Source organism: Acetobacter orleanensis (assembly GCF_001581005.1).
GTDB classification, from domain to species: domain Bacteria; phylum Pseudomonadota; class Alphaproteobacteria; order Acetobacterales; family Acetobacteraceae; genus Acetobacter; species Acetobacter orleanensis.
Genome location: NZ_LHZV01000067.1, coordinates 291,323 through 314,972 on the forward strand (window position 1 = coordinate 291,323; position 23,650 = coordinate 314,972).

The following is a 23,650-nucleotide window of genomic DNA, read 5'->3' on the forward strand; positions in this document are numbered from 1 at the left end:
GAATCGTCATTCCGGCCTCCCCCTCAAAATAAAAACGGATGGTGGTGCTAGGGGTCACTCTTATTTGGCCCCCTGCTCCAGCTCAACATTCAGGCCAAGGGACTTCAGTTCCTTGATCAGAACGTTAAAGCTTTCCGGAATACCGGCTTCAAAGTCATCCTGCTCACGCACGATGGCTTCATAAACCTTGGTTCGACCGGACACGTCATCCGATTTCACCGTCAGCATTTCCTGCAGCGTATAAGCAGCACCGTAGGCTTCAAGAGCCCAGACTTCCATTTCACCAAAACGCTGACCACCGAACTGCGCCTTACCACCCAGCGGCTGCTGGGTCACAAGGGAGTACGGACCGATGGAGCGCGCATGGATCTTGTCATCAACAAGGTGATGCAGTTTGAGCATGTAAATGTAACCAACCGTGGTCTTACGCTCAAACGGCTCACCCGTGCGCCCGTCAATCAACTGGGACTGACCAGATTTATCAACACCTGCTTTTTCAAGCATGGCTTCAATATCCGGGATGGAGGCCCCATCGAACACCGGTGTCGCAATCGGCACGCCCTTGCGCAGATTGTTGCACAGTTCGGTCAGTTCACGGTTATCCATGTCCGCAATCGCGTCATCATAGATATTCTGCCCGTAGACGTCTTTCAGACGATCCAGCAGTTCCTGACGCTTTTCACCGGTGCGCTGGTATTCATCCACCAGATCACCAATTCCCCGACCGAGGTTGGCGCAGGCCCAGCCAAGATGCGTTTCCAGAATCTGCCCCACGTTCATACGGGACGGCACACCCAGCGGGTTCAGCACGATGTCCACAGACGTACCGTCTTCCAGGAAGGGCATGTCTTCAACAGGCACCACGCGGGAGACAACACCCTTGTTCCCGTGACGACCTGCCATTTTGTCACCCGGCTGCAGCTTACGCTTCACCGCGACAAAGACCTTGACCATTTTCATCACGCCGGGCGGCAGCTCATCACCGCGCTGAAGCTTTTCGACCTTGCTTTCAAAACGGGCCTGAATTTTTGCCACGGAGGCATCAAATTCACGACGCAGTGTTTCCAGCTCAGCCATCACCTCATCAGACGCGACGACAATGTTGCGCCATGCGCCACGCGGATGTTCGTCCAGAACTTCATCCGTAATCACGGTGCCAGAACGGATACCCTTGAAGCCAGCGCCAGACGTCTGATCCAGCAGCTTTTCACGCAGACGACTGTAGAAGGAGCGTTCCTGAATGGCGCGCTCGTCATCCCGGTCCTTGGACAGACGTTCGATTTCCGAACGTTCAATCGCCATCGCACGTTCGTCCTTGTCCACGCCACGGCGTGAGAACACGCGGACGTCAACAATGGTGCCGGTCGTGCCGGGCGGCAGACGCAGAGACGTGTCACGCACGTCGGACGCTTTTTCACCAAAGATGGCGCGCAGAAGTTTTTCTTCCGGCGTCATCGGGCTTTCGCCCTTAGGCGTGACCTTGCCGATGAGAATGTCACCGGGGTTCACTTCAGCGCCGACGTAAACGATACCGGCTTCGTCCAGGTTCCGGAGTGCTTCTTCACCCACATTCGGGATGTCGCGCGTGATTTCTTCCTGACCCAGCTTGGTATCACGCGCCATGACTTCGAATTCCTCAATATGAATTGAGGTAAACACGTCATCTTTCGCAATACGTTCGGAGATCAGGATGGAATCTTCGAAGTTGTAACCATTCCAAGGCATAAACGCGACAAGCGTGTTACGGCCCAGAGCCAGTTCACCCAGTTCCGTGGACGGACCGTCCGCAATGATATCACCGGCGAGAACCGTATCCCCAACATGCACCAGCGGACGCTGGTTGATGCAGGTGGACTGGTTGGAGCGGGAGTATTTCCGCAGACGGTAGATATCAACGCCCTGCGTGGACCCGTTCTCATCCGTGGCGCGCACAACGATACGCGCACCGTCGATCTGGTCCACAATCCCCTGACGGCGGGCCACAATCGTAGCACCGGAGTCATGGGCAACAGCGGCTTCCATCCCTGTGCCAACCAACGGCGCATCAGAGCGCACCAGCGGCACAGCCTGACGCTGCATGTTGGAGCCCATCAGTGCGCGGTTCGCGTCATCGTTCTCAAGGAACGGGATGAGCGCTGCGGCAACAGAAACAAGCTGCTTGGGAGAAACGTCACAGGCCGTCACTTCGGTCGGCGGCACGAGACGGAAGTCCCCGCCACGACGCACAGACACCAGATCACCCGTCAGCGTGCCATCGGCATCCTGCTTGGCGTCAGCCTGAGCCACCACCAGCTTTTCTTCTTCCATGGCGGAAAGATATTTCCAGCCATGCTGAAGAACGCCATCTTTTACCAGACGATACGGCGTTTCGATAAAGCCGTACTTGTTCACCTTGGCATAGGTGGACAGGGAGTTGATCAGACCGATGTTTGGGCCTTCCGGCGTTTCAATCGGGCAGATACGGCCATAATGGGTCGGATGAACGTCACGGACTTCAAAGCCTGCGCGCTCACGGGTCAGACCACCCGGACCAAGCGCTGAGAGACGACGCTTATGCGTGACTTCAGACAGCGGGTTGGTCTGATCCATAAACTGGCTGAGCTGGGAAGACCCGAAGAACTCACGTACGGCAGCAGCAGCAGGCTTCGCGTTGATCAGGTCATGCGGCATGACCGTATCAATATCGACAGACCCCATCCGCTCACGAATGGCGCGCTCCATGCGCAGCAGACCGACGCGATACTGGTTTTCCATCAGTTCACCCACCGAGCGGACACGGCGGTTACCAAGGTTATCAATATCATCGACCTGACCACGGCCGTCTTTCAGTTCACACATCACCTTGATGGTGCGCAGAATGTCTTCCTTGCGCAGCACGCGCACGGTGTCCGGCACATCAATATCAAGGCGCATGTTCATCTTCACACGACCGACCGAAGACAGGTCATAGCGGTCAGAATCAAAGAACAGGCCATTGAACATGGCGTCAGCAGTTTCAGCCGTCGGCGGCTCACCCGGGCGCATCACGCGGTAGATATCAATCAGCGCTTCATCACGCGCGCTGTTTTTATCCACCACCAGCGTGTTGCGGATCCACGGTCCTTTTGCGGCATCAATGGCCAGAACCGGCAGATCCGTCACACCCGCTTCATCAAGAGTCGTCAGCGTTGCTTCGGTGATTTCATCACCGGCTTCCGCATAGATCTCGCCGGTGTCCAGATTGACCATGTCACGGGCAACAAAACGCCCCAGCAGGTCAATTTCACCAACCAGCACTTCGCGGGTTTTTTCAGCAATCTTGCGGACCATACGGGCGGTCAGCTTGGCTTCTGCCTCAGCCACCACTTCCCCGGTTTCCGCATCCACCAGCGGCGCCAGCAGCTTCATGCCACGGAAGGAATCCGCATCAAACGGACGGGCCCAGCCCTTAGCCGTTTTGGTGAAGGTGACGGTGTCATAGAAATAGGAGAGGATTTCATTATCATCCATCCCCTTGATATCCAGAGCATCGACGTCACCGCCCTCAGCAACCTTCGCCTTGCGGGCCGCAGCTGAGGCCGCACCTTCCAGCGCATAGAGCAGCGTGGTGACAGGCAGCTTACGCTTCCGGTCGATACGCACATAGATCAGGTCTTTGGCGTCAAACTCGAAGTCAAGCCATGACCCGCGATACGGGATGACGCGCGCAGCAAACAGATACTTGCCGGAAGAGTGCGTCTTGCCTTTATCGTGGTCAAAGAACACACCCGGAGACCGGTGCATCTGGCTGACGATAACACGTTCAGTCCCGTTGATAATGAAGGTCCCGTTGTCGGTCATCAGGGGCATGTCGCCCATATAAACCGGCTGCTCCTTGATATCCCGGATGGAGCGGGAGCCCGTATCTTCATCCACATCCCATACAATGAGACGCAGGATCACTTTCAGCGGGGCGGAATAGGTCAGCCCGCGCTGAATGCACTCTTCAACATCATATTTCGGTTCTTCAAATTCGTAGCTTACGAATTCAAGCCGCCCACGACCTGCAAAGTCGTTAATCGGGAAAACAGACCGGAAAACCTCCTGCAAACCTGTCGGTGTGCGCGCATCAGGCGACACATTCGCCTGAAGAAACGTCTCGTAAGACGCGCGCTGCACATCAATCAGGTTCGGCATCGGAGCGATTTCGGGGATCCGCCCGAAACTCTTGCGAATCCGCTTCCGTCCTGTGAACGATTTGGTGATTGCGTTCATCGTCGCTCCTGCCCCGCCCTTGTCTCGGACCATCAGGCCCGCCGCGCTCTACCGCGAGCCTGATGGTCCGACCTGTAGTAACCGGCCTTAACCTTATACCGGGAAATCCCGGCTTTTCTACCTGCTCCGAACCGGATCCGAAACAGGCAAACGGGCAGAGGCAACATACCTCCACCCGAAAACCTTTTCCATAACCCCGCCACCGTTAGGCAGCGGGATTTTGGCAGACTTATTTAATTTCGACGCTTGCGCCGTTGTCTTCAAGAAGCTTCTTGATTTTTTCGGCTTCGTCTTTGTTAACGCCTTCTTTAACGGTCTTCGGTGCGCCTTCAACCAGGTCCTTGGCTTCTTTCAGGCCCAGACCCGTGATGCCACGGATTTCCTTAATGACGTTGATCTTCTTTTCGCCAGCCTTGGTCAGGATGACGTCAAATTCGGTCTTTTCTTCAACCGGAGCAGCGGCAGCAGCCGGACCAGCAGCGGCAACAGCAACCGGAGCAGCGGCGGAAACGCCCCACTTTTCTTCCAGCAGCTTGGAGAGTTCAGCAGCTTCAAGAACGGTCAGAGCAGACAGTTCGTCAACGAGCTTGTTAAGATCAGCCATGATTAGACTTCCTAATATAAACACTGGTTTGCAAAGCACAACCTCCCGGATGGAAGGCCGTGCGATTTCTTGAACACGTCTTCAGATGAAGGCGTGCGTTAGGCGGCTTCCGCCTCACCCGTTTTGGCATAGGCCCCAAAAACCCGAGCAAGCTGCCCTGCCGGTGCCTGAACAACACTTGCGATACGCGTAGCGGGCGTGGAGATAAGACCCACGAGCTGCGCGCGCAGTGCATCCAGAGACGGCAGTTCGGCCAGAGCCTTCAGTCCGTTGGCGTCAAGCACCTGCGAACCAAGAGAACCCCCGACCAGCACAAGCTTGTCATTGGTTTTGGCGAACTCGACGATCACCTTTGCCACTGCTACCGGATCAGCTGCCCATGCAAGAGCAGTCGGTCCTTTAAGCATCGGCTTGATGCCGTCGAACTGGGTCCCATCCAGGGCGAGAGTTGCCAGCCGGTTTTTTGCGACCTTGTATGTCGCGCCCGCTGCACGCACTTTGCGCCGCAGGTCTGTCACATCAGCTACGGTCAGACCAGCATTCTGGGTGACCACAACCATGGACGTTTCTGCGAACACGGCGGCAAGAGCGGCAACAGCGGCCTGCTTTTCCGTACGGTTCAAATCCCGTCTCCATCTTGCTTTATCCGACCGTGGCCGAACAAAGCGGGTTGCCCTCAGGATTTCACAACCTGCGCGTGAAATCCGCTCGCCTGTCCTTCAAACGGAATACCCGGAGCCTGCCATAAAACAGCCTGCAACCAGCATCCCCGTCTTACACGCGCAAACCATGACGGTTTTTTACGGCTCAAGGCCACGTGTGATCTCGGACAGGATCAGGAAGTTAGCCCGAAGACACTTCCTGTCATGCGCTGCGTCAGACTGGAGCCCGACGCAGCAACATTTCAAACTCAGCCTGCGAAAGCTGAGGTATCGACCTGAACGCCCGGGCCCATGGTGGAGGAAAGAGCGATCTTTTTCAGATACGTGCCCTTTGCGCCAGACGGACGAGCTTTCTGCACGGCGTCAATGAAGGCGCGGGCGTTTTCAGCCAGCTTTGCTTCATCAAAAGACGCCTTACCAATGCCAGCGTGCACGATACCGGCTTTTTCAGCGCGGTATTCAACCTGACCGGACTTGGCTGCCGTGATGGCACCCTTAACGTCCATGGTCACTGTGCCCAGCTTCGGGTTCGGCATCAGGCCGCGCGGACCGAGGATCTTACCCAGACGACCGACCAGAGCCATCATGTCCGGGGTTGCAATGCAGCGGTCGAATGCGATTTCGCCAGCCTGCACTTTTTCCATCAGGTCTTCAGCACCAACAACGTCGGCACCAGCAGCGGTTGCTTCTTCAGCTTTTGCGCCACGAGCAAACACGCCAACGCGCAGTGTCTTACCTGTGCCGTTCGGCAGGGAAACGAAACCACGGACCATCTGGTCTGCATGACGCGGGTCAATGCCCAGATTGAGAGAGATTTCAACCGTTTCGTCAAACTTGGCGGTCGCGTTGCCCTTTACCAGAGCCAGCGCTTCGTCCAGCCCGTAGACGTGACCGTGAGTGACCTTGCTGCGTGCAGCGGCAATACGCTTGTTCTTAGCCATGCTCTCAGCCCTCCACCGTCAGACCCATGGCGCGTGCGGAGCCAACCAGCATCCGCACAGCACCATCGATATCATTGGCGTTCATGTCCTGGAATTTCTGCTCCGCGATTTCGCGCAGCTGATCCATGGTCACCTTGCCAATAGCCGCAGACTTGCCGACCGTGGGGCTACCCTTGGAAACCTTGGCAGCCTTCAGCAGGAAGTACGTGTTCGGCGGGGTTTTGGTAATGAAGCTGAACGTGCGGTCCGCATAAGCGGTGATGACGACCGGAATCGGCATACCCGGCTCAAGACCCTGGGTCTTGGCGTTGAACTCTTTACAGAACTGCATGATGTTCAGACCACGCTGACCGAGCGCGGGACCAACCGGCGGCGAAGGATTCGCCTTACCAGCGGGAATCTGAAGCTTGATGTAGCCAACAACTTTTTTGGCCATATCCGGGACTCCTTATTAATGAACCCGAACCGCGGTTCTCACGACTCTCCGCGCCAAGGTGATGGCACAGGATGAGCCTCCCGCGTTCCGATAGGAAAGGCGCGCTTACCGGTGCGCGCCAGATATGTCAAGAGGCTGACGCATATTTGCGCTGCCTGATGTGAGATCAGACGCGGCAGGATCACCCTCTGTCGTGATGCCGCCAAGGGGGGCCGCATGGCGCAAATTGCCATACTGAAGCGGATGGAACGGCATGATCTTGTCTGACTGCGGCAGCTCTGCCCGAGACCAACCACCACCCAGCGCGCGAATCAACTCCACACGCGCATCCACGGCCCGCGTCTGCACCTGCACGAGCGCAATACGGGCATTCAGTGCCGCCACCTGCGCCACAACCGCATCCAGATAGTTGGTGAGGCCACCCGTGTAGAGCGCCATGGTCATGGTCTGGGTCCGCAGGGCCGCTGTCACAGCATTCCCCTGCTGCTGCGCTTCCGTTTTCAGACGGGTGGTGCGCGTCAGATTATCTTCCACCTCCTGAAACGCATCCAGCACGGTGGCACGGTACAGGTCTTCCCGTTCTCTATACTGCGACCAGTTGCGTTGCAGTTCAGCGCGCCGCAAACCGCCCTGAAAAAGCGGCATGAGCGCCTGAACACCAAACTGGTACATGGAGTTGGAGAGAGACGCGAGGTCAAACCCGTTATCCATGAAGCCTGTCATGGCGTTGAAGGTTACATGCGGATAGAAGGCAGCCCGTGAGATCCCGATGGCCCGGTTGGCCTGTGCCATCCGCCGCTCGGCCTCTGCAATGTCAGGACGTCTCTCCAGCAGGGTGGACGGCAGAGCCACCGGTGGTTCCACGTCAGCAAACGCCAGCTGGGATATCGGCGCGATATGGAAGGACGCCGGAGCCTGATTGACCAGCACGGCAATGGCGTGCTCCATCACGTCGCGCCGCGCGCGTACCTCGGTTTCCTGAGCCTGTGTGGTATAGAGCTGTGTTTCCGCGCGGGAGACGTCCATCCCCGGCGCAATCGCGCCCGCCAGACGCATTTTGGTGACCTGCACCGCTGCCTGATAATAGTGAATGGAGTCCCGATAGACCGCATCCTGCGCGTCCAGACCGCGCAACGCCACGTAATCACTGGCCAGTTCCGCCTGAAGGCTCAGACGCGCCAATGCATAGGCAGCGGCTTCCGCCTGCGTGCCCTGCTTGGCCATGCGCACCTTGTTCCGGATGGCGGACCAGAAATCCGGCTCCCACGTCGCAGTGCCCGTGTACTGCTCGGACGACATATAAACCGGCCCCTGCGCACCGGCCCCACGCCACAGCCTGTGGCGCGAGCCTTTATATTTTTCGCCCGACGCTGCGCCATTAAGCTGCGGATACAGGTGAGACTTTGCTTCCATCGCCACGTCCCGCGCCTGCATGAAGGCTTCCGCCTGCGCCTGAATGGTGGGATTGAGGCGCATGGCCTGCTCTTCCAGCCGGTTCAGGTCCGCATCCCCCAGCAGGGTCCACCAGTCCGGTCGAATGGCGTCATCCGACGGGTGGGCGGACTGGAGCACGCCATGGCTCTGCCCTTCCCATTGTGCAGGCAACGTGAGCTTGGTCGGGTTATAGCGGGGGGCCATGTCACACCCCGAAAGCATGGTAGCCAGAGAAAGACCGGCAGAAAGACCGACCAGATAGCTCCGCTTCAATCGCAACGTCACGGCGCGCCCTGTCATGGGCGGCCTCCAGCTTCGGGAACTGGCCGGTCATCTTCCGGCATGGCGCGCGTATCGTCTTTATCCTGCACTGCCTTAGGAGCCGCAGGTTTTTTAGGCGGGATATTATAGCCGGGCGTGCCTTTGACCACCCGCACAGTCTGCCCATCCAGTAGGCCGGCAGAAGGATTGTTAATCACACGATCGGTCTTTTTGACCCCGCTCAGAATCTGCACGGTGGTGCCAAGATTGGTGCCGACGGCAACCCCCACCAGATGCACATGATTAGAGTCATCAACCAGCGCCACCTGTGTCCCGTCTGCCCGGAAAATAATGGCGCCTTCCGGCAGGATGAGCATATCCGGGTCACCCGGCGCTTTGAATTTGGCTGTGGCGTAGGAATTCGGCCAGAGTTCACCGGATTTGTTGTCCAGTGTCAGTTCCGTTGTCACCGTACGGGTTGACGCGTTGAAGGCGGTCGCCGTGGCGAGGAATTTTGCCTTGAAGGTCCGATCAGGATACTGCGGGACACTCAGCTCGGCTTCCAGACGTGGTGAGATGATATCCGCGTAGTCCTGCGGGACCGACACAAACACGCGCATGGCGTGCACATCCGCAACACTGAACAGCTCTGTCGCATTCCCCTGAGAATTCACATCGCCTCGCCCTGCGTTGACGTAATCACCCACATCCGCAAAACGGGATGTTACGATGCCGTCAAAGGGTGCCACGATTTTCTTGAAGCCTTCGAGTGCTGCAAACCGCTCCACATCATGCCGCGCGGCTTCCACCTGCGCCTGCTGGGCCTCAGCATTGGCGGCCTGTACGTCCACTTCCTGCTGCGAGACCGCCTGCGTGCCTTGCAAGGCTTTCCAACGCCGCGCGGTAATCTGCGCAAGTTTGTAACGGGCCTGCGCGACATCCAGATTGGCTTTGGCGGCAGCGTATTGTGCGTCCAGTCCGGGCGTGTCGATTTCTGCCAGAACGTCGCCCGTTTTCACGACAGCACCAAAATCCTTGTACCACATTTTCACATAGCCGGAGACCTGCGCGTAAATGGGCGCCTGATACCATGCGGCAATATTGGCGGGCAGTGAGAGCGTGCGCACAGACGGACCCGGTTGCGGGTAGATAATCTGCACAGCCGGAATCGCATTTTCCCGCGTTTCCGTAGCCAGATGCATATAATGCGCCTGCCGCTGCACAATGCCGACCACCGCCAGAATAATGGCAACCAGCGCAACAACTGCAATCCCTATGGTCCGCTTGCGGGAAGACGCCGCCCCCTGCTGTGTCGCGTGCTCCGGCTGGCCACCGTCTTCATGATACCCGCTCATGCGCCTTCTCCCTGTTCCGTCGTCTCGGTCGGCTTTTTTCGATTATGCAGCATGGCGAAAACACATGGCACAAACAGCAAGGTTGCAACTGTTGCCACCAGCAGGCCGCCCATGACGGCTTTGCCCAGCGGCGCGTTCTGAGAATTACTGATGGACATGGGCAGCATCCCGACAATCATGGCGGAGGCTGTCATCAGCACGGGGCGGATACGCTCAAACCCCGCTTCGATCGCGGCGGCAATGGCGTCTCCATGCTCTTCAAGCCGCTCCCGCGCGAAGGACACCACCAGAATGGCGTTGGCCGTTGCGGTGCCCATACACATGATCGCCCCAGTCAGCGCAGGCACCGAGAGCGCGGTGTGTGTCAGGAACAGGCTCCACGCAATCCCTGCCAATGCGCCCGGAAGAGCTGTGATGATGATGAACGGGTCCAGCCAGGACTGAAAATTCACGACAATCAGCAGGTAAACCAGCAGGATGGACATGGCGAGACCGCCCAACAACTGCACATAGGCATTGTTCATAGTTACGGCCTGCCCACGCACCGCCAGCGTAGAACCTCGCGGCAGATCCGGTCGGACTTCATCCACAATCCGGCTGACTTCACGGGATACGGTGCCAAGATCAATCCCTTCATTGGTGGCATAGATATCAAACACCGGCATGATGTTGTAATGCGCCACTTCTCCGGGTGTGCCCGTCTGCACGATCTTGCTCAGACCACCCAGAATCTGCGGGGCCTGACCCGTTGGATTGCCGTCACCCTTGTCTATCGGCGTGGTTTCCAGATCGTTCATGGTTTGCAGGAACGTGGCCGGGGTCTGGATATCGATCAGATGCGATACACCCGTCTTGGTATCCAGCCAGTAGACCTGTCCAACCTGAGAACTGCCAGAGAGAGAAACCAGCATGTTGTTGGCAACGTCCGCTTCCGTAATACCCGTGCCCAACGCGTAGGTACGCTTGGTATTCACGCGCAGCGTGGGAGTTGTCATAGGCTGCTGGACGGACACATCCGTCAGCCCTGTCACGTGCCGCAAACGTTCTGCCAGACGGTTGGCAAAGCGGAAATTGTCCGCAAGGTTACGCCCGGAAATCTGCACATCAATAGGGGCTGGTAGACCGAAGTTCAGGATCTTGGCGGTCAGATCCCCCGGCATGAAGGAAATCTGCGTGCCGGGAAATTTCTCGCTCAGGTTTTTGCGGATCATCTTGCGATACTCCGCCACAGGAGAGTCCGGGTCCTTCAGCGAAACCGTGAGGTCACAATCCTGCGAACCAACTGTCGGGGTCGGAATATAGGCCTGATTCAGGGAACTGAAGGGCAGACCGCAGTTTGCGACAATACTTTCCACCTGCCCCGGCAGTGTCCGCTCAATCTCATCATTCACAAGCTGGGAAACCGTGCCGGTTTCCGATAGCCTTGTGCCCAGAGGCGCGCGCATGTGAATGGCCATGGCATCGGAATTGATTTCCGGGAAGAAGTCCTGCCCCACAAAGATCAGCAGCCCCAGAGACGCCAGAGAGCACATAACAAACACCGGAATGAATGTCTTCCGTGTTGCCACCAGATATTTCAGAAGTTCCTGATAGCGCTGCCGGAACGCCTCGAATTTGCGTTCAAATCCTTTCTGGAACCGGCCAAAAATGGTTTTGGGCGCCACCGGACCATGGGCATGCGCCGCCACCTGAGCCGCAAGCATATATTTCGCCATGGTTGGCACGAGTGTGCGGGAGAGGATGAAGGAGGCGATCATGGCGAAGATGATGGCTTCGGCCATCGGCATGAACAGCCAGCCACGCCCGTCAACTGGAACAGCGGCATCCACACAATACAGATACACAGCGTGGAAACGAAGGTCGGGATGACGATCTGGTTGGCCGCATCGATAATCGCAGTCTCAAGGTCCTTTTCCATCTCAAGATGCGTATCGATATTTTCGATCATCACCGTGGCATCATCCACGAGGATACCGACGGCCAGAGCCAGTCCGCCCAGCGTCATGACGTTAATGGTCTGTCCGGCCCAACCTAGCCCAATAACGGAGCACAGCATGGCCAGCGGAATGGAGGTCGCGATAATCACGGTGGAACGCCATGAGCCAAGGAAGAGCAGCACCACCAACCCGGTCAGACAGGCGGCTGTCAGCATTTCCCGCAACACGTCCTCCACGGAGTCTTTCACAAAGGTGGAGGCATCATTCAGCACCTTGATGCTCACACCCTGCGGCAGCGTGTTGACGATACCGGGCAGCAGTTTCTTGACACCGGCCACAACATCCAGCGTCGAAGCATCCCCGCTCTTCATGACCACAATCAGAACGCCCTGCTGGCCTTTAACCAGCACAAGGTTGGTCTGGGGTGGTCCACCCTGATGCACCCACGCCACGTCCTGCAGGCGGACCACGGCATTGCCCACCTGCTTGATGGGCAGCATGTTGAGGTCATTCATATCCCGCGGCGAGGCGTTGGTCTGCACCATCCAGTCCAACGCGCCAATCCGCTGGTCACCAGCGGGCAGCACAATATTCTGGCTGTTCAGAGCTTTGGAAACATCAACGGGCGAGAGCCGGTGCGCCAACAGTTTGACCGGGTCCAGATCCACCATCACGTTGCCGGGCATCCCGCCGTAAGGGTTCGGGATGGCCGCCCCTGCGACGGAGACCAGCGCAGGCCGGATCAGGTTGGACGACATATCGTAGATCTGTGAGGCCGTCATGGAGGTCGAGGAGACCTGCAACGTGATGACCGGCACAGAGGAGGCATTATAGGCCAGCACTAGCGGCGGCGTGGCGCCCGTGGGCATCTGCTTGATGACAGTCTGGGAGACCGAAGTGATCTGCGTCTGCGCGACAGAGGTATCCGTGCCGGGCTGGAAGAAGATTTTGACAATCCCGCGCCCGTAATAGGACTGGCTTTCAATATGCTCGATATTGTTCACGGTCGCGGTCAGCGCACGCTCGTAGTAATAGATCATGCGGCCGGACATGTCTTCCGGCATCAGACCGGTATAGTTCCAGACAACCGCCACCACCGGAATCTTGATACTGGGGAAGACGTCAGTCGGGGTTGTGAAAACGCCCCTGATGCCAAACACCAGAATCAGAATGGAGAGCACCACAAAGGTATACGGCTTTTTAAGCGCCGTTACGACAATCTCATTCATACGTGCCAGCCCCTGCCGACACGCCTAAACGCCAGCATCCAGATAAATCGCTCATACGAACTGAGATACAGACATCCCCTCAGAGCGCCAATAAAAATGCGTTTAATCTTGGTTTTTCAAGGATTCTGTAACAGAAATATAATACTGAAGCGTGTGCCACGCCCATCCGGCCCGGCATCAATCTGCACCGTGGCGTCATGTAGATGCGCAATGGCCGAAACAAGGCTGAGCCCCAGCCCGCTGCCCGGAACATGGCGGCTTTTATCCGAGCGATAGAACCGGGAGAGCACGGCCCCGCGCTCTTCGGGCACAATGCCAATCCCGTTATCTGTCACCATCAGGCAGACCGCGCCCTCCTGACGACGGACAGTGACCGTGATCTGCCCGCCCTCCGGCGTAAATTTGATGGCGTTATCCACCAGATTGACCAGAAGTTCGATCAGCAGATGCCTATCCCCTTCCAGACTGATGGGCACGGCGGTGGGGTCCATGACCAGCGTCACCCCCTCCGTTTCCGCAATCGGCTCATAGAGATCGACCACGTCAGCCCCGAGGTCATTCAGATTGACCGTCTCAAACCCGGCGCGGCGGCGGCTGCTTTCCAGTTCCGCAATGCGCAGCAGCGCGGTGATAATCCCAAGGCACTGGTCAAGGTTATCCACGGCCCTGCTAACAGCCTCTTCCAGCGCCTCGCGCTCTCCACCGGAAGTCAGCGCACGCTCCAGCTTGGCCCGCACGCGGGAGAGCGGTGTGCGAAGGTCATGCGCGATGTCGTTCCCCACCTCCCGCATCCCGTCCATCAGCCGTTCCAGCCTGTCCAGCATGCGGTTTACGCTGCCTGCCAGACGCTCCAGATCATCGCGCTCCTTCCCTGCGGGCAGACGTTCATGAATGTCCCCAGCCATGATGAGGTCAATAGCCTCATGCATTTCCTTCACCCGGAACAGGGCGCGGCGGCTCAGCACCATGCCCAGCAGCAGGGCGAACAGTAGCGTGGGCACCGCCGCAACCAGTGTTGCGTGCCGCAGCATCAGCTTTTGCTCGGCCAGCAAGTGGAAACTCCGCCCCAGCACCAGAATGGTGCCATCCGGCAGGGTTTCCGCCAGCAACCGCAGCGGATAGGCCGCCCCTTCCTCGGGATAGATTTCGATATTATGCGGCTTACCGTCCGCCACCAGCCCTTTGGGCCATGAGTGCAGGTCTCCAGTAATCAGGGCGTGGCTGGCGTCAAACAGCCCAGCGCTGCTGATAACCAGCCGCAAGTCATCCGTGGCGCGTTTACGGACGACATATTCCAGATGCTCTGGCGTCATCTGCGACAGCAGACGTGCCTCGCCGCGCAGCAGTTCAGTTGAGCGGCGGGATTCCACGGCTTCCATCTGGGTGTAAACCAGCGCGAACTGCATCACCATCACCCCCGCCATGGCCGCCAGAGCAGCCAGTGTCAGGCGGAAGGTCGCGGTGCGGAAAAGTTCAGTCAGGAACACGCAGCAGAAATCCTGTGCCACGAATGCTGCGGATCAGCGGGTCTTCTCCGGGTGCATCCACTTTCCGCCGCAGCTTGCCGATATGCACGTCCACCAGATTGGTGCGCGGAATAAAGCGATACTGCCAAACATCTTCCAACATCATGGAGCGCGTCAGCACCTGTCCGGGCCTGCGCATGAGATATTCCAGCAGGCGAAATTCACGCGGCAGGAGTTCAATCTCCCGCCCGTCCCGCCACACACGGCGCTCGATTAGATCCATGGACAATGGGCCGACACGCAGCGTGGTGTTGCGCGTATCATCCGGGCGACGCAGCAGTGCCTCGACCCGCGCCATCAGTTCTTCCATCGCGAAGGGCTTGGTCAGATAATCATCCCCCCCCGCTTTCAGACCCGTGACGCGATCATCCACGGCGGACAGCGCCGAGAGCACAAGCACGGGCGTGCGGATACCGCGCTGACGCACGGCCTCGATCACGCTCAGCCCGTCCATACCCGGCAGCAGGCGGTCCACCACCATGACATGCGCTTCACCCAGTAGAGCCGCCGTTAGGCCGGCATCCCCCGTTTCCTCATGCCGGACTTCAAAACCGTGGGCCATCAGTTCGCCCACAATTTCCTCGGCAATGGCGCTGTCATCCTCGATCAGCAGCACGACGCCTCTGGACTGGCCGGGCTCGACGGGCTGTACCGTATCCGGATCTGTATTGAGTGCTGTTTCTTCCGTCATGACTGTCCTGATGCTGTGTTCTCCGTGTCAGGGCCAGTAAATTCCATTTCAGGATTAAGCGCCATCTCTTCCGTCTCCGGCGCATCCAACTCCCTCAGGCGACGACTGACAACACGGGTGCGCCTGCGCGCTTCCTCAATAGACGTGGACATGGCCTGTGCGTTCCGTGCCAGTTTTTCCAGCACGCTATCCATACGGATCATTTCCTGACGGGTGGCGCCCAACAGACGGGCAATGGTTTCCGTCCGCTCTTCCAGCGCGAGCGTGACGTACCCTAGATGGACCGTGCGCAACAGGGCGGGCATCAGGGCCGGTCCCATGATCATCACCCGGCAGGTACGGCCAATTTCATCAATCAGGCCGGGAATGCGCGCAGCTTCCGCATAAAGCCCGTCCGTGGGCAGGTACAGAACGGCAAATTCCACCGTGCGGGGTGGGTGAATATACTTGGTCGCAATTTTTCGTGCTTCCAGCCGCAGCGTGCTTTCAAGAGACTTACGGGCTGCTTTTTCCGCCGCCGCATCCCCCTCATCCACCGCGTTCAGCAGGCGCTCATACGCCTCGGTCGGAAACTTGCTATCCACCGGCAGGACCGGCGGTGTGCTGGCGCGCACGGGCATGCGAATAGCAAATTCCACCACATCATTCCCCGGCCCCAGCCGCACATTCGAGTCGTAAGACCCTTCGGGCAAAACGTCATCCAGAATGGCCTTAAGCTGGGCTTCCCCCCAGCCACCACGGGTCTTCACATTGCCGAACAGCCGCTTGAGGTCGCTGATCTGTGCGGTCATGGCGCGGACTTCTCCCATGGCTGTCTGCATGGCGCTGAACTGCTCCAGCACACGCTGGAAAGACGTCTGCATCTGCCGCTCCACGGCCTCATGCAACTGGTCCGTCACCGCTACGCGAATGGCGGAAAGCTGGCGGGCGGAGGCTTCCGCCATCTCGCGCAGTGCCTCGGCTTGGGCGGCCCGCACTTCCGCCTGCTCCCGCCCCATGCTGCCCGCCATGCCTGCCAGACGCTCGGCCAGTTCCGTGCGCACCTGCTCAATCCGCCCCGTCATGACGCGTTCCATTTCCGCCAGATGGGTTCTCTGATGCGCCGCCTCTGTGCGAGCGGCAGCGGTTTCCTGCTCCATCAGCACATAGAGCCGGGCCAGCAGGTCTGTATCCGCGCCGCCCGGCCCTTTGCGCCCGTTTACCGTCAAAAACCAGACCAGTGCGGCTCCAAGTGCAAGTGCCCCCAAAGCCACAACAGCCAGCATTATTCCATCATCCATTCGTGATCTGTCTCATTTTCTCTCGGCAGGGAGGCCGGTTCGTGCTGAGCTTGCTTCACAAGACGTTACGAGGCCTCAGCAACGAAAAGCCTGTCTGCAACAGCACCCAAGGTTTGCCGCGCGGCTTCGGCGTTGACAAGAATAATTAGAACAAACAGGGGACATACCCTCTTGGCCATGCCTGACTTGACCCACTCCGCCCCCGCCCGATCCTCCCGCGCGCACCTGTTCTATATTCAGGTGGTAATTGCCGTTATAGCAGGCATCCTCGTAGGCTATTTCTTCCCCACTCTTGGCGCGGCCCTCCGTCCGCTGGGGGATGGGTTTGTCAAACTCATCAAAATGGTCATCGCACCAGTTATTTTCTTGACTGTCTGTACTGGCATTGCGGGCATGGCCGACCTTAAACAGACAGGCCGCGTGGCCGGAAAAGCCATGATCTATTTCCTGTGCTTTTCCACGCTGGCGCTCATTATTGGTATGCTGGTGGCCAATATCGCGCGCCCCGGTGCCGGGCTGCATATCAAACCGGCCTCTCTCGATACCGGCTCTGTCACAACCTTTGTGAACGCAGCCCACAACCACTCCTTTACCGAATTCCTGATGGGGATCATCCCCAACACCACCGCCGGGGCTTTTACATCGGGTGAAATTTTGCAGGTTCTGCTGATTGCCATTCTATTTGGTGTCAGCCTCGCGCAGATGGGCGAGAGCGGCCAGAAAGTGCTGTCTCTCTTCCGCAGCCTGACAGAACTGGTCTTCGGCGTGGTGCGTCTGGTGATGTATGTCGCCCCTATTGGTGCGTTTGGGGCCATGGCCTTTACGGTTGGTAAATTTGGCGTGGCGTCCATTGGCCACCTGTTTGAACTGGTGCTGGCGTTTTACCTGACCGCCATTCTGTTTATCTGCGGCGTTCTCGGGCTGGTCACGCGGATGATGGGCTTCAGTATTTTCCGCCTGCTGGCCTACATCAAGGAAGAATTGCTGATTGTGCTCGGCACCAGTTCTTCGGAATCCGCCCTACCGGGCCTGATTTCCAAACTGGAAAAAGCCGGCTGCCCTCAGGGTATTGTCGGGCTTGTCGTGCCGATGGGCTATTCCTTCAATCTGGACGGCACCAACATTTATATGACACTTGCCGCCCTGTTTATCGCTCAGGCAACGGACGTGCATCTAGGCCTTGGGGAACAGCTTGCCCTGCTGCTGGTGGCCATGGTGAGTTCCAAGGGTGCCGCGGGCGTAACCGGAGCTGGCTTTATTACGCTGGCTGCAACGCTTTCCGTTGTTCCCAGCGTCCCCGTAGCTGGAATGGCCCTTATTCTGGGCATTGACCGCTTTATGTCAGAGTGTCGCTCTCTGACCAATCTTGTGGGGAATGCCGTGGCTGCTCTCGTTATTTCCCGATGGGAAAATGCACTGGATACAGAGCAGCTCCACGCCGCGCTAAACGATAAAACACACGCCTGAGCAATCCCTTCTTCTTTTTTGCGCCTTTAAAAGCCCCTTACCCGATGCGAGACTGTGCGACATGAAAACCGGAATAACAACGGCGCAGCGCCTTCGTGGCATTCTGGCAGGGTCTGCTGGAAACCTGCTGGAATATTACGACTGGTATGTCTATTCCTCCTTTGCCATCTATTTCGCACACGCGTTCTTCCCACACGGAAACCAGACAGCAGAACTGCTGAATGCCGCTGCAATTTTTGCGGTCGGATTTTTTATGCGCCCGGTTGGCGGCTGGCTGCTTGGTATGGCGGCAGACCGTTATGGCCGCCGCACGGCCCTGACCTATTCCGTTACCGCCATGTGTGTTGGCTCACTGGCCATTGCTGTCTGCCCAACCTATGAGCAGATCGGGCTTTTAGCACCCGCCATTCTGCTTTTGGCCCGACTGGTGCAGGGCCTCAGTCTGGGTGGGGAATATGGGGCCTCCGCCACCTATCTGGCGGAAATGGCCTCCGCTGGCCATCGCGGTTTCTGGTCTGGTTTTCTCTATGTCACACTGGTGATGGGGCAGCTCCTCGCCCTCGTTCTTCTGCTCCTCATGCAATATGTGCTGCTCACACCGGAACAGATTGCAACATGGGGCTGGCGCGTACCCTTCTTTATCGGAGCGCTCGGGGCTTTGCTGATCTTCTGGCTCCGGCGGCATATGCAGGAAAGCGAGCGTTTTGAAAAATCCGCTCAGCAAAAAGAAAAAGGAGGGGTGCGCACTCTTTTGCAATATCCCCGCGCCGTGCTGACCGTGTGCGGCATGACGCTGGGCGGCACCGTCATTTTCTATACCTACACAATTTATATGCAGAAATATCTTGCCAACACCGTTGGTTTTCCAAAAGAGACCGCAACGCTGGTCTCCTCAGCCAGTCTGTTTGTTTTTGCTGCCATACAACCTGCATTTGGCGCGTTGTCTGACCGTATTGGTCGCCGCCCGCTGCTGCTCTATTTTGGCATTTGCGCCACGCTGGGCACTGTGCCTCTGCTGACAGTGCTGTCAGGTGTTCACTCCCCATGGGCAGCTTTTGCGCTGATTACAGGCGCGCTGTTTATTGCGTCCGGCTACACATCCATTAACGCGGTGGTGAAAGCGGAACTCTTCCCCACCCGCATCCGCGCGCTGGGCGTCGCACTCCCTTATGCCGTGACGGTCTCTGTTTTTGGCGGCACGACGGAATATATCGCACTATGGTGCAAACAGGCCGGGCATGAAGGCTGGTTTGCCTATTACGTTTCCGCCTGCGCTCTCGTCACGCTGCTGACCGTGCTGACACTCCCGAAAACCACACGGATTGATGAGAGCTGATGTTCCTTTTCCGGGCGGACACAAATCGCCCGGAAAGCGGCCTTGAAATTGCCATGAGGCGGTCCGTTACTATGCCTTCAGGAGGGAACACTTCGGTGCTTCCCCCGGTCGTTTCGAGGAGGCACATGATGCGCCGTATGACAAAACTTCTTCTCGCTCTTCCCCTCATCGCAGGGACAACGCTGACCACACTGCCCGCTGCAGAGGCGCATCCGGGTGGCTGGGGCCGTCCGGGGTGGGGTGGACCCGGCTGGGGCGGCCCGCCTCCGCCGCGTGGATACTGGGGTGGTGGCCCGCGCAGATACTGGCACCGTGGCCCCGGCGGCGGGGCCATTGCGGGCGCGCTCATTGGCGGCTTGGCTGTCGGCGCGCTGGCTGGTGCGGCACTTGGGGGTGGTGGACCGCCTATTGCTTACGCGCCCCCTCCGCCCCCGCCTCCACCGCCCATGGGCTATGCGGTGCCGGTCATGCCTGTTGTGCCCGTGGCACCGGTTGCGCCGGGCTATTACGCTCCCGGTGGGTATTATTCCGGCTGGTGACCCCAGCCGGACCATTTCTCTCTTTGCGCCGAAACCGAAGGCTCTGCGTTACGTGCGCAGAGCCTTCGCGGCATCCAGCACGGCTTCTACATGGCCGGGCACTTTGACCTTCTTCCAGATGTGCGCAATTTTGCCGTCCGCGCCAATCAGGAATGTGGTGCGGTCAATCCCCATATGGATTTTGCCATACAGGGATTTTTCAACCCACACGCCATAGGCTTCCGTCACAACCCCGGCCTCATCTGACGCCAGCGGGAATGTCAGGTCATATTTCTCGGCAAATTTATCGAGCTTTTTAACCGGGTCACGCGAGACACCGATGACGGTCAGCCCTACCCCTTCAAACTGCTCAAGCGCCTCACTAAACCCGCAAGCCTCTTTCGTGCAACCGGGGGTGTCCGCCTTGGGGTAGAAATACAACACAAATGGTTTACTCTTCAGGCCTGCAAGACTGACCGTGCGCGCCCCACTGGCCTCCATGTGGAAATCTGGGGCGGATTCGCCTTCCTTCAACTCTGGGTGTGTGGTGTTTTTCGTATCAGTCATGGTCCAGTTCCTTCCTTACAAAAACAACGAGAATGAAGACGCAGCCTGCACCGCCTTCATAATGAAACTGCTGAGGGGCCGGAGCGTTCTCCGCCGTCAACAGTCCCAACCCGCACTTCAAAAATCTGCCTTACAGCCTGAGCCAGAGCGTTCGTATGGATCATCAGGTCTGCTAGGTTGGCCTCGCCCATCACACGCAACAGAATTTTCAACGCGCCGGGAGCCAGTTCCCGTTCCAAATCAACGGGCGGCACAGGCCCGCACAGCAGGCGCAGCAAACACTGCATCTGTCGCCAGACAGCATCCGCCTCCAGCAGCAGCTTTGTCTCAGCCGCGGAGAGAAATCCGTGCTTTCTTAGCAGGCTGAGCGCCCGCCGCGTGCAGGGATTTCTGACATCCTGTGTGCCAGCAACAAGCTGCATAATCTGGGCGATAAACTCTACTTCCATCAAACCGCCAGCCCGCCGCTTGATGTCCCACGGGCTGGACGCGGGCAGATCGCGCGCCAGACGCGCCCGCATGTGCCGCGCATCCTCCAGCAAGAGTTCCGCCGATGGCCGGGGCTTGCGCAGGTCCCCGTTCAAAACCTGTGCGAGATCCGCCTGCAAACGGGCCTTGAGGGCTGCGGGAGCCGTAATCACGCGCGCACGGGTCAACGCCATACGTTCCCATGTCCATGCAGCGTCTTCATGATATTTCAGGAACGCTGTGCGGAACACCGCCACCGGACCCGCAGCGCCAGACGGGCGCAACCGCATATCCACCGCATAAAGCGGCCCCTCCGGTCCGGGGGCGGTCAGTGCTGCAATAAAGGCATGTGCCAGCCGGGTGTAATATTGCGAAACCGCCAGAGACCGAGGCGCACGCACCGGCAGTCCGTCCGAATTTTTAGGCAGGCGTGTGGGGAGATCGCTGGCATGAACGTCCTCTGGATGATCAAAAACGAGCAGCAGGTCCAGATCAGAGCCGGGCATCATCTCGCGAGAGCCTGCCTTACCGAGCGCCAGAACCGCCATGCCCCCACCGGGCACACTCCCGTAACGCTTGCGGTGCTCAGCCTCCACGGCGCGCATCAGCACGATCATGATGGTATCCGCCAGCGCCGTCCGCTGTTTTTCTGCTTCATCCTCCGACAGCCGCCCTTCCAGCACGGCTACGGAAAGACGGAACTCTTCCCCGCGCAGCAACGGGCGCAGGGCTGTCACCAGCAGTTCCGCTGAATCAACCTCTGTTGCCAGATGCCGCAGGCGGTCCAGCACGTTACGGCCTTCTTCCGGCTCCGGTTCCAGCAGCCCTTCCAGTGCGGACGGAGTATCAGCCAGATGATTTGCCAGAAACGCCGAGGAATCAAACAACACGGCAATCCGGTCAATCAAAGCCGGGTTGCGTTCAAACAGCGAAAGCAGTTGCACCCCGGCATGCTGCCGCGCCAGCAACGCCTCAAACCGCCGCAGGCAGGCCAACGGGTTACTGCGGGCGGCAAAACTGGCCAGCAAGGCGGGCAACAATGTTCGCAGCAGCGCCCGCGCCCGCTCGGACCGTAGCGCCCGCAGGCTGCCGGTCTGCCAACGGGCTAAAACCTGCACGGCCTCTTCCGTCTGACTGGCAGGGAAACCGAGGCGTTCTAGCAGAAGGGGCGATTGTTCATCATCCGGCGCGACCGCCAGAAGGGTTGTATCCTGCTCCGGCGCGCTGGCCTGCGAGGAGACAAAATGTCGCTCAAAAATACGCCGGGCTTCCCGCATGCGCGGCAGCATGTCCAACGCCAGTGCCTCGCCATCCGTATAGTTCATGAATACGGCAAAGGCATCAAACGCCTCCGCACGGTCTGGCAGATCGTGCGTCTGGTGGTCCGCGCGCATTTGCAGCCTGTGCTCCGCATCACGCAGAAATCTGTAAGTACGGGCCAGCACTTCGGCTTCCTCCCGCGGGAGATAGGCGGAACCCACCAGTTTTTTCAGCGCGCCAAATGTCGTGCGGTCCCGCAGCGCGGGCACGCGCCCGCCCCAGACAAGCTGCATGGCCTGCGCCAGAAATTCGATTTCCCGAATACCGCCCTGCCCCAGCTTGACGTTATGGCCAAGCAGCCAGTCCCGACTGGCCGCAGGGTCCGCCAGCACGGCGTCGGGCAGGTCAGCAAGCCCTGTCCGCCCGGCCTTGCGATAGCGGTCGATACGGGCCTTCATGTCATGAATATCGTCAATCAGTGCAAAATCGAGGTGTCTGCGCCAGACAAATGGACGGATGGCCGCCAGAAATTTCCGACCCAGAGTAATATCACCCGCCACAGGTCGCGCCTTGATCATGGCGGCGCGTTCCCATGTCTGCCCCAGACTTTCATAATACTGGATTGCCGCCTGCACGGAGACAGCCGGTGGGGTGGAAGACGGGTCAGGCCGCAGGCGCAAATCTGTCCTGAAAACATAGCCATCCGCATCCCGCGCTTCCATAAGACCCACAAGATCGCTAGTCATACGAATGAAGACGCGCCGCACGGCGTCAGGCTGGGTCTGCGCGGATGGGTCGTACAGCACCATCAGGTCTATATCCGAGGAGAAATTCAGTTCCCGTGCCCCAAGCTTTCCCATTGCCAGCACAACAAAACCACTGGCATGCGTCGGGCGTTGGAGGTCTCGCAACTGAAGCTGGCCAGCCTGATGAGCACTCCATAACAAATGCCTGACCGCCACCTCCAGCGCCGCATCGGCCAGCCGGCTGAGCGTTTGCGTCACCTCCTCCAGCGGCCAGAAACCGCCAAGGTCCGCCACAGCGCATATCAGGGCTGTGCGTTTTTTTGCCTGCCGCAGGAAGCGGGCAACACACTCTCGCCCCGATGTGATGTCAAACCCGGCGAATGCTGCAAACACGTCCTTCGCACACGGTTCCGGTCCACCCCGCGCCAGCGCTGCAAAAAAAGCCGGATCCTGCCGCGCCAGATCAGACAGAAACGGGCTGTTTCCGCCCAGACAGGCTACCAGCCCCGCAGCACCGAGCAGGTTCAGCACATCGTCCTGCCCTCCGGCTTCACGCAGGGCCGCAGCCATATCCTCTGCAAAATGGGTAGCGGCCTGCGTATCCGCCGGAGCGGGCCAACTGGCATCCGGCCACACGCGCGTGGCGGCTCCTCTTGGAGCGCGGACATCCCGAAAATAAGAAGAAAAAGCTGCCGTCAT

General features: G+C 58.6%; 16 protein-coding genes and 1 pseudogene. 3 read left to right on the plus strand and 14 right to left on the minus strand.

Annotation, left to right across the window (positions count from 1 at the left end):
• Positions 1-60 precede the first annotated feature (60 nt).
• The 12 genes and pseudogenes from rpoB to AD949_RS13255 all read right to left on the minus strand — a co-directional run bounded on the left by rpoB (position 61) and on the right by AD949_RS13255 (position 16,589).
• Positions 61-4,233: a DNA-directed RNA polymerase subunit beta gene (gene rpoB, locus AD949_RS13205; protein WP_048834595.1), complete on the minus strand. Its 4,173-nt coding sequence runs from the start codon at positions 4,231-4,233 to the stop codon at positions 61-63.
• Positions 4,234-4,462: 229 nt separating this feature from the next.
• A complete protein-coding gene (gene rplL, locus AD949_RS13210; protein ID WP_048834594.1) occupies positions 4,463-4,837 on the minus strand; it encodes a 50S ribosomal protein L7/L12 in 375 nt (124 codons plus the stop codon).
• A 98-nt stretch (positions 4,838-4,935) separates the two neighbouring features.
• A complete protein-coding gene (gene rplJ, locus AD949_RS13215; RefSeq protein WP_048834593.1) occupies positions 4,936-5,460 on the minus strand; it encodes a 50S ribosomal protein L10 in 525 nt (174 codons plus the stop codon).
• Positions 5,461-5,513: 53 nt separating this feature from the next.
• Positions 5,514-5,648 carry a hypothetical protein gene (locus AD949_RS14655; RefSeq protein WP_257007521.1) on the minus strand — a complete coding sequence of 45 codons (135 nt, stop codon included), beginning with the start codon at positions 5,646-5,648 and terminating at the stop codon, positions 5,514-5,516.
• A 99-nt stretch (positions 5,649-5,747) separates the two neighbouring features.
• Positions 5,748-6,440 carry a 50S ribosomal protein L1 gene (gene rplA / locus AD949_RS13220; protein WP_048835283.1) on the minus strand — a complete coding sequence of 231 codons (693 nt, stop codon included), beginning with the start codon at positions 6,438-6,440 and terminating at the stop codon, positions 5,748-5,750.
• A gap of 4 nt (positions 6,441-6,444) precedes the next feature.
• Positions 6,445-6,876, minus strand: a complete 432-nt coding sequence (gene rplK, locus AD949_RS13225) for a 50S ribosomal protein L11 (protein ID WP_048835282.1) — start codon at positions 6,874-6,876, stop codon at positions 6,445-6,447.
• 105 nt (positions 6,877-6,981) lie between these two features.
• A complete protein-coding gene (locus tag AD949_RS13230) occupies positions 6,982-8,532 on the minus strand; it encodes an efflux transporter outer membrane subunit (protein WP_244463312.1) in 1,551 nt (516 codons plus the stop codon).
• A gap of 74 nt (positions 8,533-8,606) precedes the next feature.
• On the minus strand, positions 8,607-9,926 hold the full coding sequence (locus AD949_RS13235) for an efflux RND transporter periplasmic adaptor subunit (RefSeq protein WP_048835280.1): 1,320 nt from the start codon (positions 9,924-9,926) through the stop codon (positions 8,607-8,609).
• Positions 9,923-13,092: pseudogene (locus AD949_RS13240) on the minus strand (efflux RND transporter permease subunit). Before AD949_RS13240 ends, AD949_RS13235 begins: the two are co-directional and overlap by 4 nt.
• 116 nt (positions 13,093-13,208) lie before the next feature.
• Complete coding sequence (locus AD949_RS13245; RefSeq protein WP_082064628.1) at positions 13,209-14,579, minus strand: sensor histidine kinase; 1,371 nt, start codon at positions 14,577-14,579, stop codon at positions 13,209-13,211.
• Entirely contained in the window at positions 14,566-15,309 is a 744-nt protein-coding gene (locus tag AD949_RS13250) for a response regulator transcription factor (RefSeq protein WP_048835331.1), read from the minus strand. Before AD949_RS13250 ends, AD949_RS13245 begins: the two co-directional genes overlap by 14 nt.
• Positions 15,306-16,589: a DNA recombination protein RmuC gene (locus AD949_RS13255; RefSeq protein ID WP_048835278.1), complete on the minus strand. Its 1,284-nt coding sequence runs from the start codon at positions 16,587-16,589 to the stop codon at positions 15,306-15,308. The genes AD949_RS13250 and AD949_RS13255 overlap by 4 nt, the downstream gene beginning before the upstream one ends.
• A gap of 177 nt (positions 16,590-16,766) precedes the next feature.
• Here AD949_RS13255 and AD949_RS13260 point away from each other — a divergent pair, with 177 nt between their 5' ends.
• The 3 genes from AD949_RS13260 to AD949_RS13270 all read left to right on the plus strand — a co-directional run bounded on the left by AD949_RS13260 (position 16,767) and on the right by AD949_RS13270 (position 19,931).
• Complete coding sequence (locus tag AD949_RS13260; RefSeq protein ID WP_048835277.1) at positions 16,767-18,056, plus strand: dicarboxylate/amino acid:cation symporter; 1,290 nt, start codon at positions 16,767-16,769, stop codon at positions 18,054-18,056.
• A 73-nt stretch (positions 18,057-18,129) separates the two neighbouring features.
• Positions 18,130-19,392, plus strand: coding sequence for an MFS transporter (locus AD949_RS13265; protein ID WP_048835330.1), 1,263 nt, complete (start codon positions 18,130-18,132; stop codon positions 19,390-19,392).
• Between the two features lie 128 nt (positions 19,393-19,520).
• Positions 19,521-19,931, plus strand: a complete 411-nt coding sequence (locus AD949_RS13270) for a hypothetical protein (protein WP_048835329.1) — start codon at positions 19,521-19,523, stop codon at positions 19,929-19,931.
• Between the two features lie 48 nt (positions 19,932-19,979).
• Here AD949_RS13270 and bcp read toward each other — a convergent pair whose 3' ends face one another.
• Together bcp and AD949_RS13280 are read right to left on the minus strand one after the other, a co-directional pair.
• A complete protein-coding gene (bcp, locus tag AD949_RS13275) occupies positions 19,980-20,477 on the minus strand; it encodes a thioredoxin-dependent thiol peroxidase (protein WP_048835276.1) in 498 nt (165 codons plus the stop codon).
• Positions 20,478-20,533: 56 nt separating this feature from the next.
• Positions 20,534-23,650 carry a bifunctional [glutamine synthetase] adenylyltransferase/[glutamine synthetase]-adenylyl-L-tyrosine phosphorylase gene (locus AD949_RS13280; RefSeq protein WP_082064627.1) on the minus strand — a complete coding sequence of 1,039 codons (3,117 nt, stop codon included), beginning with the start codon at positions 23,648-23,650 and terminating at the stop codon, positions 20,534-20,536.

Excerpts from the sequence above, each read along its gene's own strand:
- rpoB (WP_048834595.1), bottom strand. The coding sequence starts at position 4,233 with ATGAACGCAATCACCAAATCGTTCACAGGACGGAAGCGGATTCGCAAG.
- rplL (WP_048834594.1), bottom strand. The coding sequence starts at position 4,837 with ATGGCTGATCTTAACAAGCTCGTTGACGAACTGTCTGCTCTGACCGTT.
- rplA (WP_048835283.1), bottom strand. The coding sequence starts at position 6,440 with ATGGCTAAGAACAAGCGTATTGCCGCTGCACGCAGCAAGGTCACTCAC.
- rplK (WP_048835282.1), bottom strand. The coding sequence starts at position 6,876 with ATGGCCAAAAAAGTTGTTGGCTACATCAAGCTTCAGATTCCCGCTGGT.
- AD949_RS13230 (WP_244463312.1), bottom strand. The coding sequence starts at position 8,532 with ATGCTTTCGGGGTGTGACATGGCCCCCCGCTATAACCCGACCAAGCTC.
- AD949_RS13235 (WP_048835280.1), bottom strand. The coding sequence starts at position 9,926 with ATGAGCGGGTATCATGAAGACGGTGGCCAGCCGGAGCACGCGACACAG.
- AD949_RS13250 (WP_048835331.1), bottom strand. The coding sequence starts at position 15,309 with ATGACGGAAGAAACAGCACTCAATACAGATCCGGATACGGTACAGCCC.
- AD949_RS13255 (WP_048835278.1), bottom strand. The coding sequence starts at position 16,589 with ATGGATGATGGAATAATGCTGGCTGTTGTGGCTTTGGGGGCACTTGCA.
- AD949_RS13260 (WP_048835277.1), top strand. The coding sequence starts at position 16,767 with ATGCCTGACTTGACCCACTCCGCCCCCGCCCGATCCTCCCGCGCGCAC.
- AD949_RS13270 (WP_048835329.1), top strand. The coding sequence starts at position 19,521 with ATGCGCCGTATGACAAAACTTCTTCTCGCTCTTCCCCTCATCGCAGGG.
- bcp (WP_048835276.1), bottom strand. The coding sequence starts at position 20,477 with ATGACTGATACGAAAAACACCACACACCCAGAGTTGAAGGAAGGCGAA.
- AD949_RS13280 (WP_082064627.1), bottom strand. The coding sequence starts at position 23,650 with ATGACGGCAGCTTTTTCTTCTTATTTTCGGGATGTCCGCGCTCCAAGA.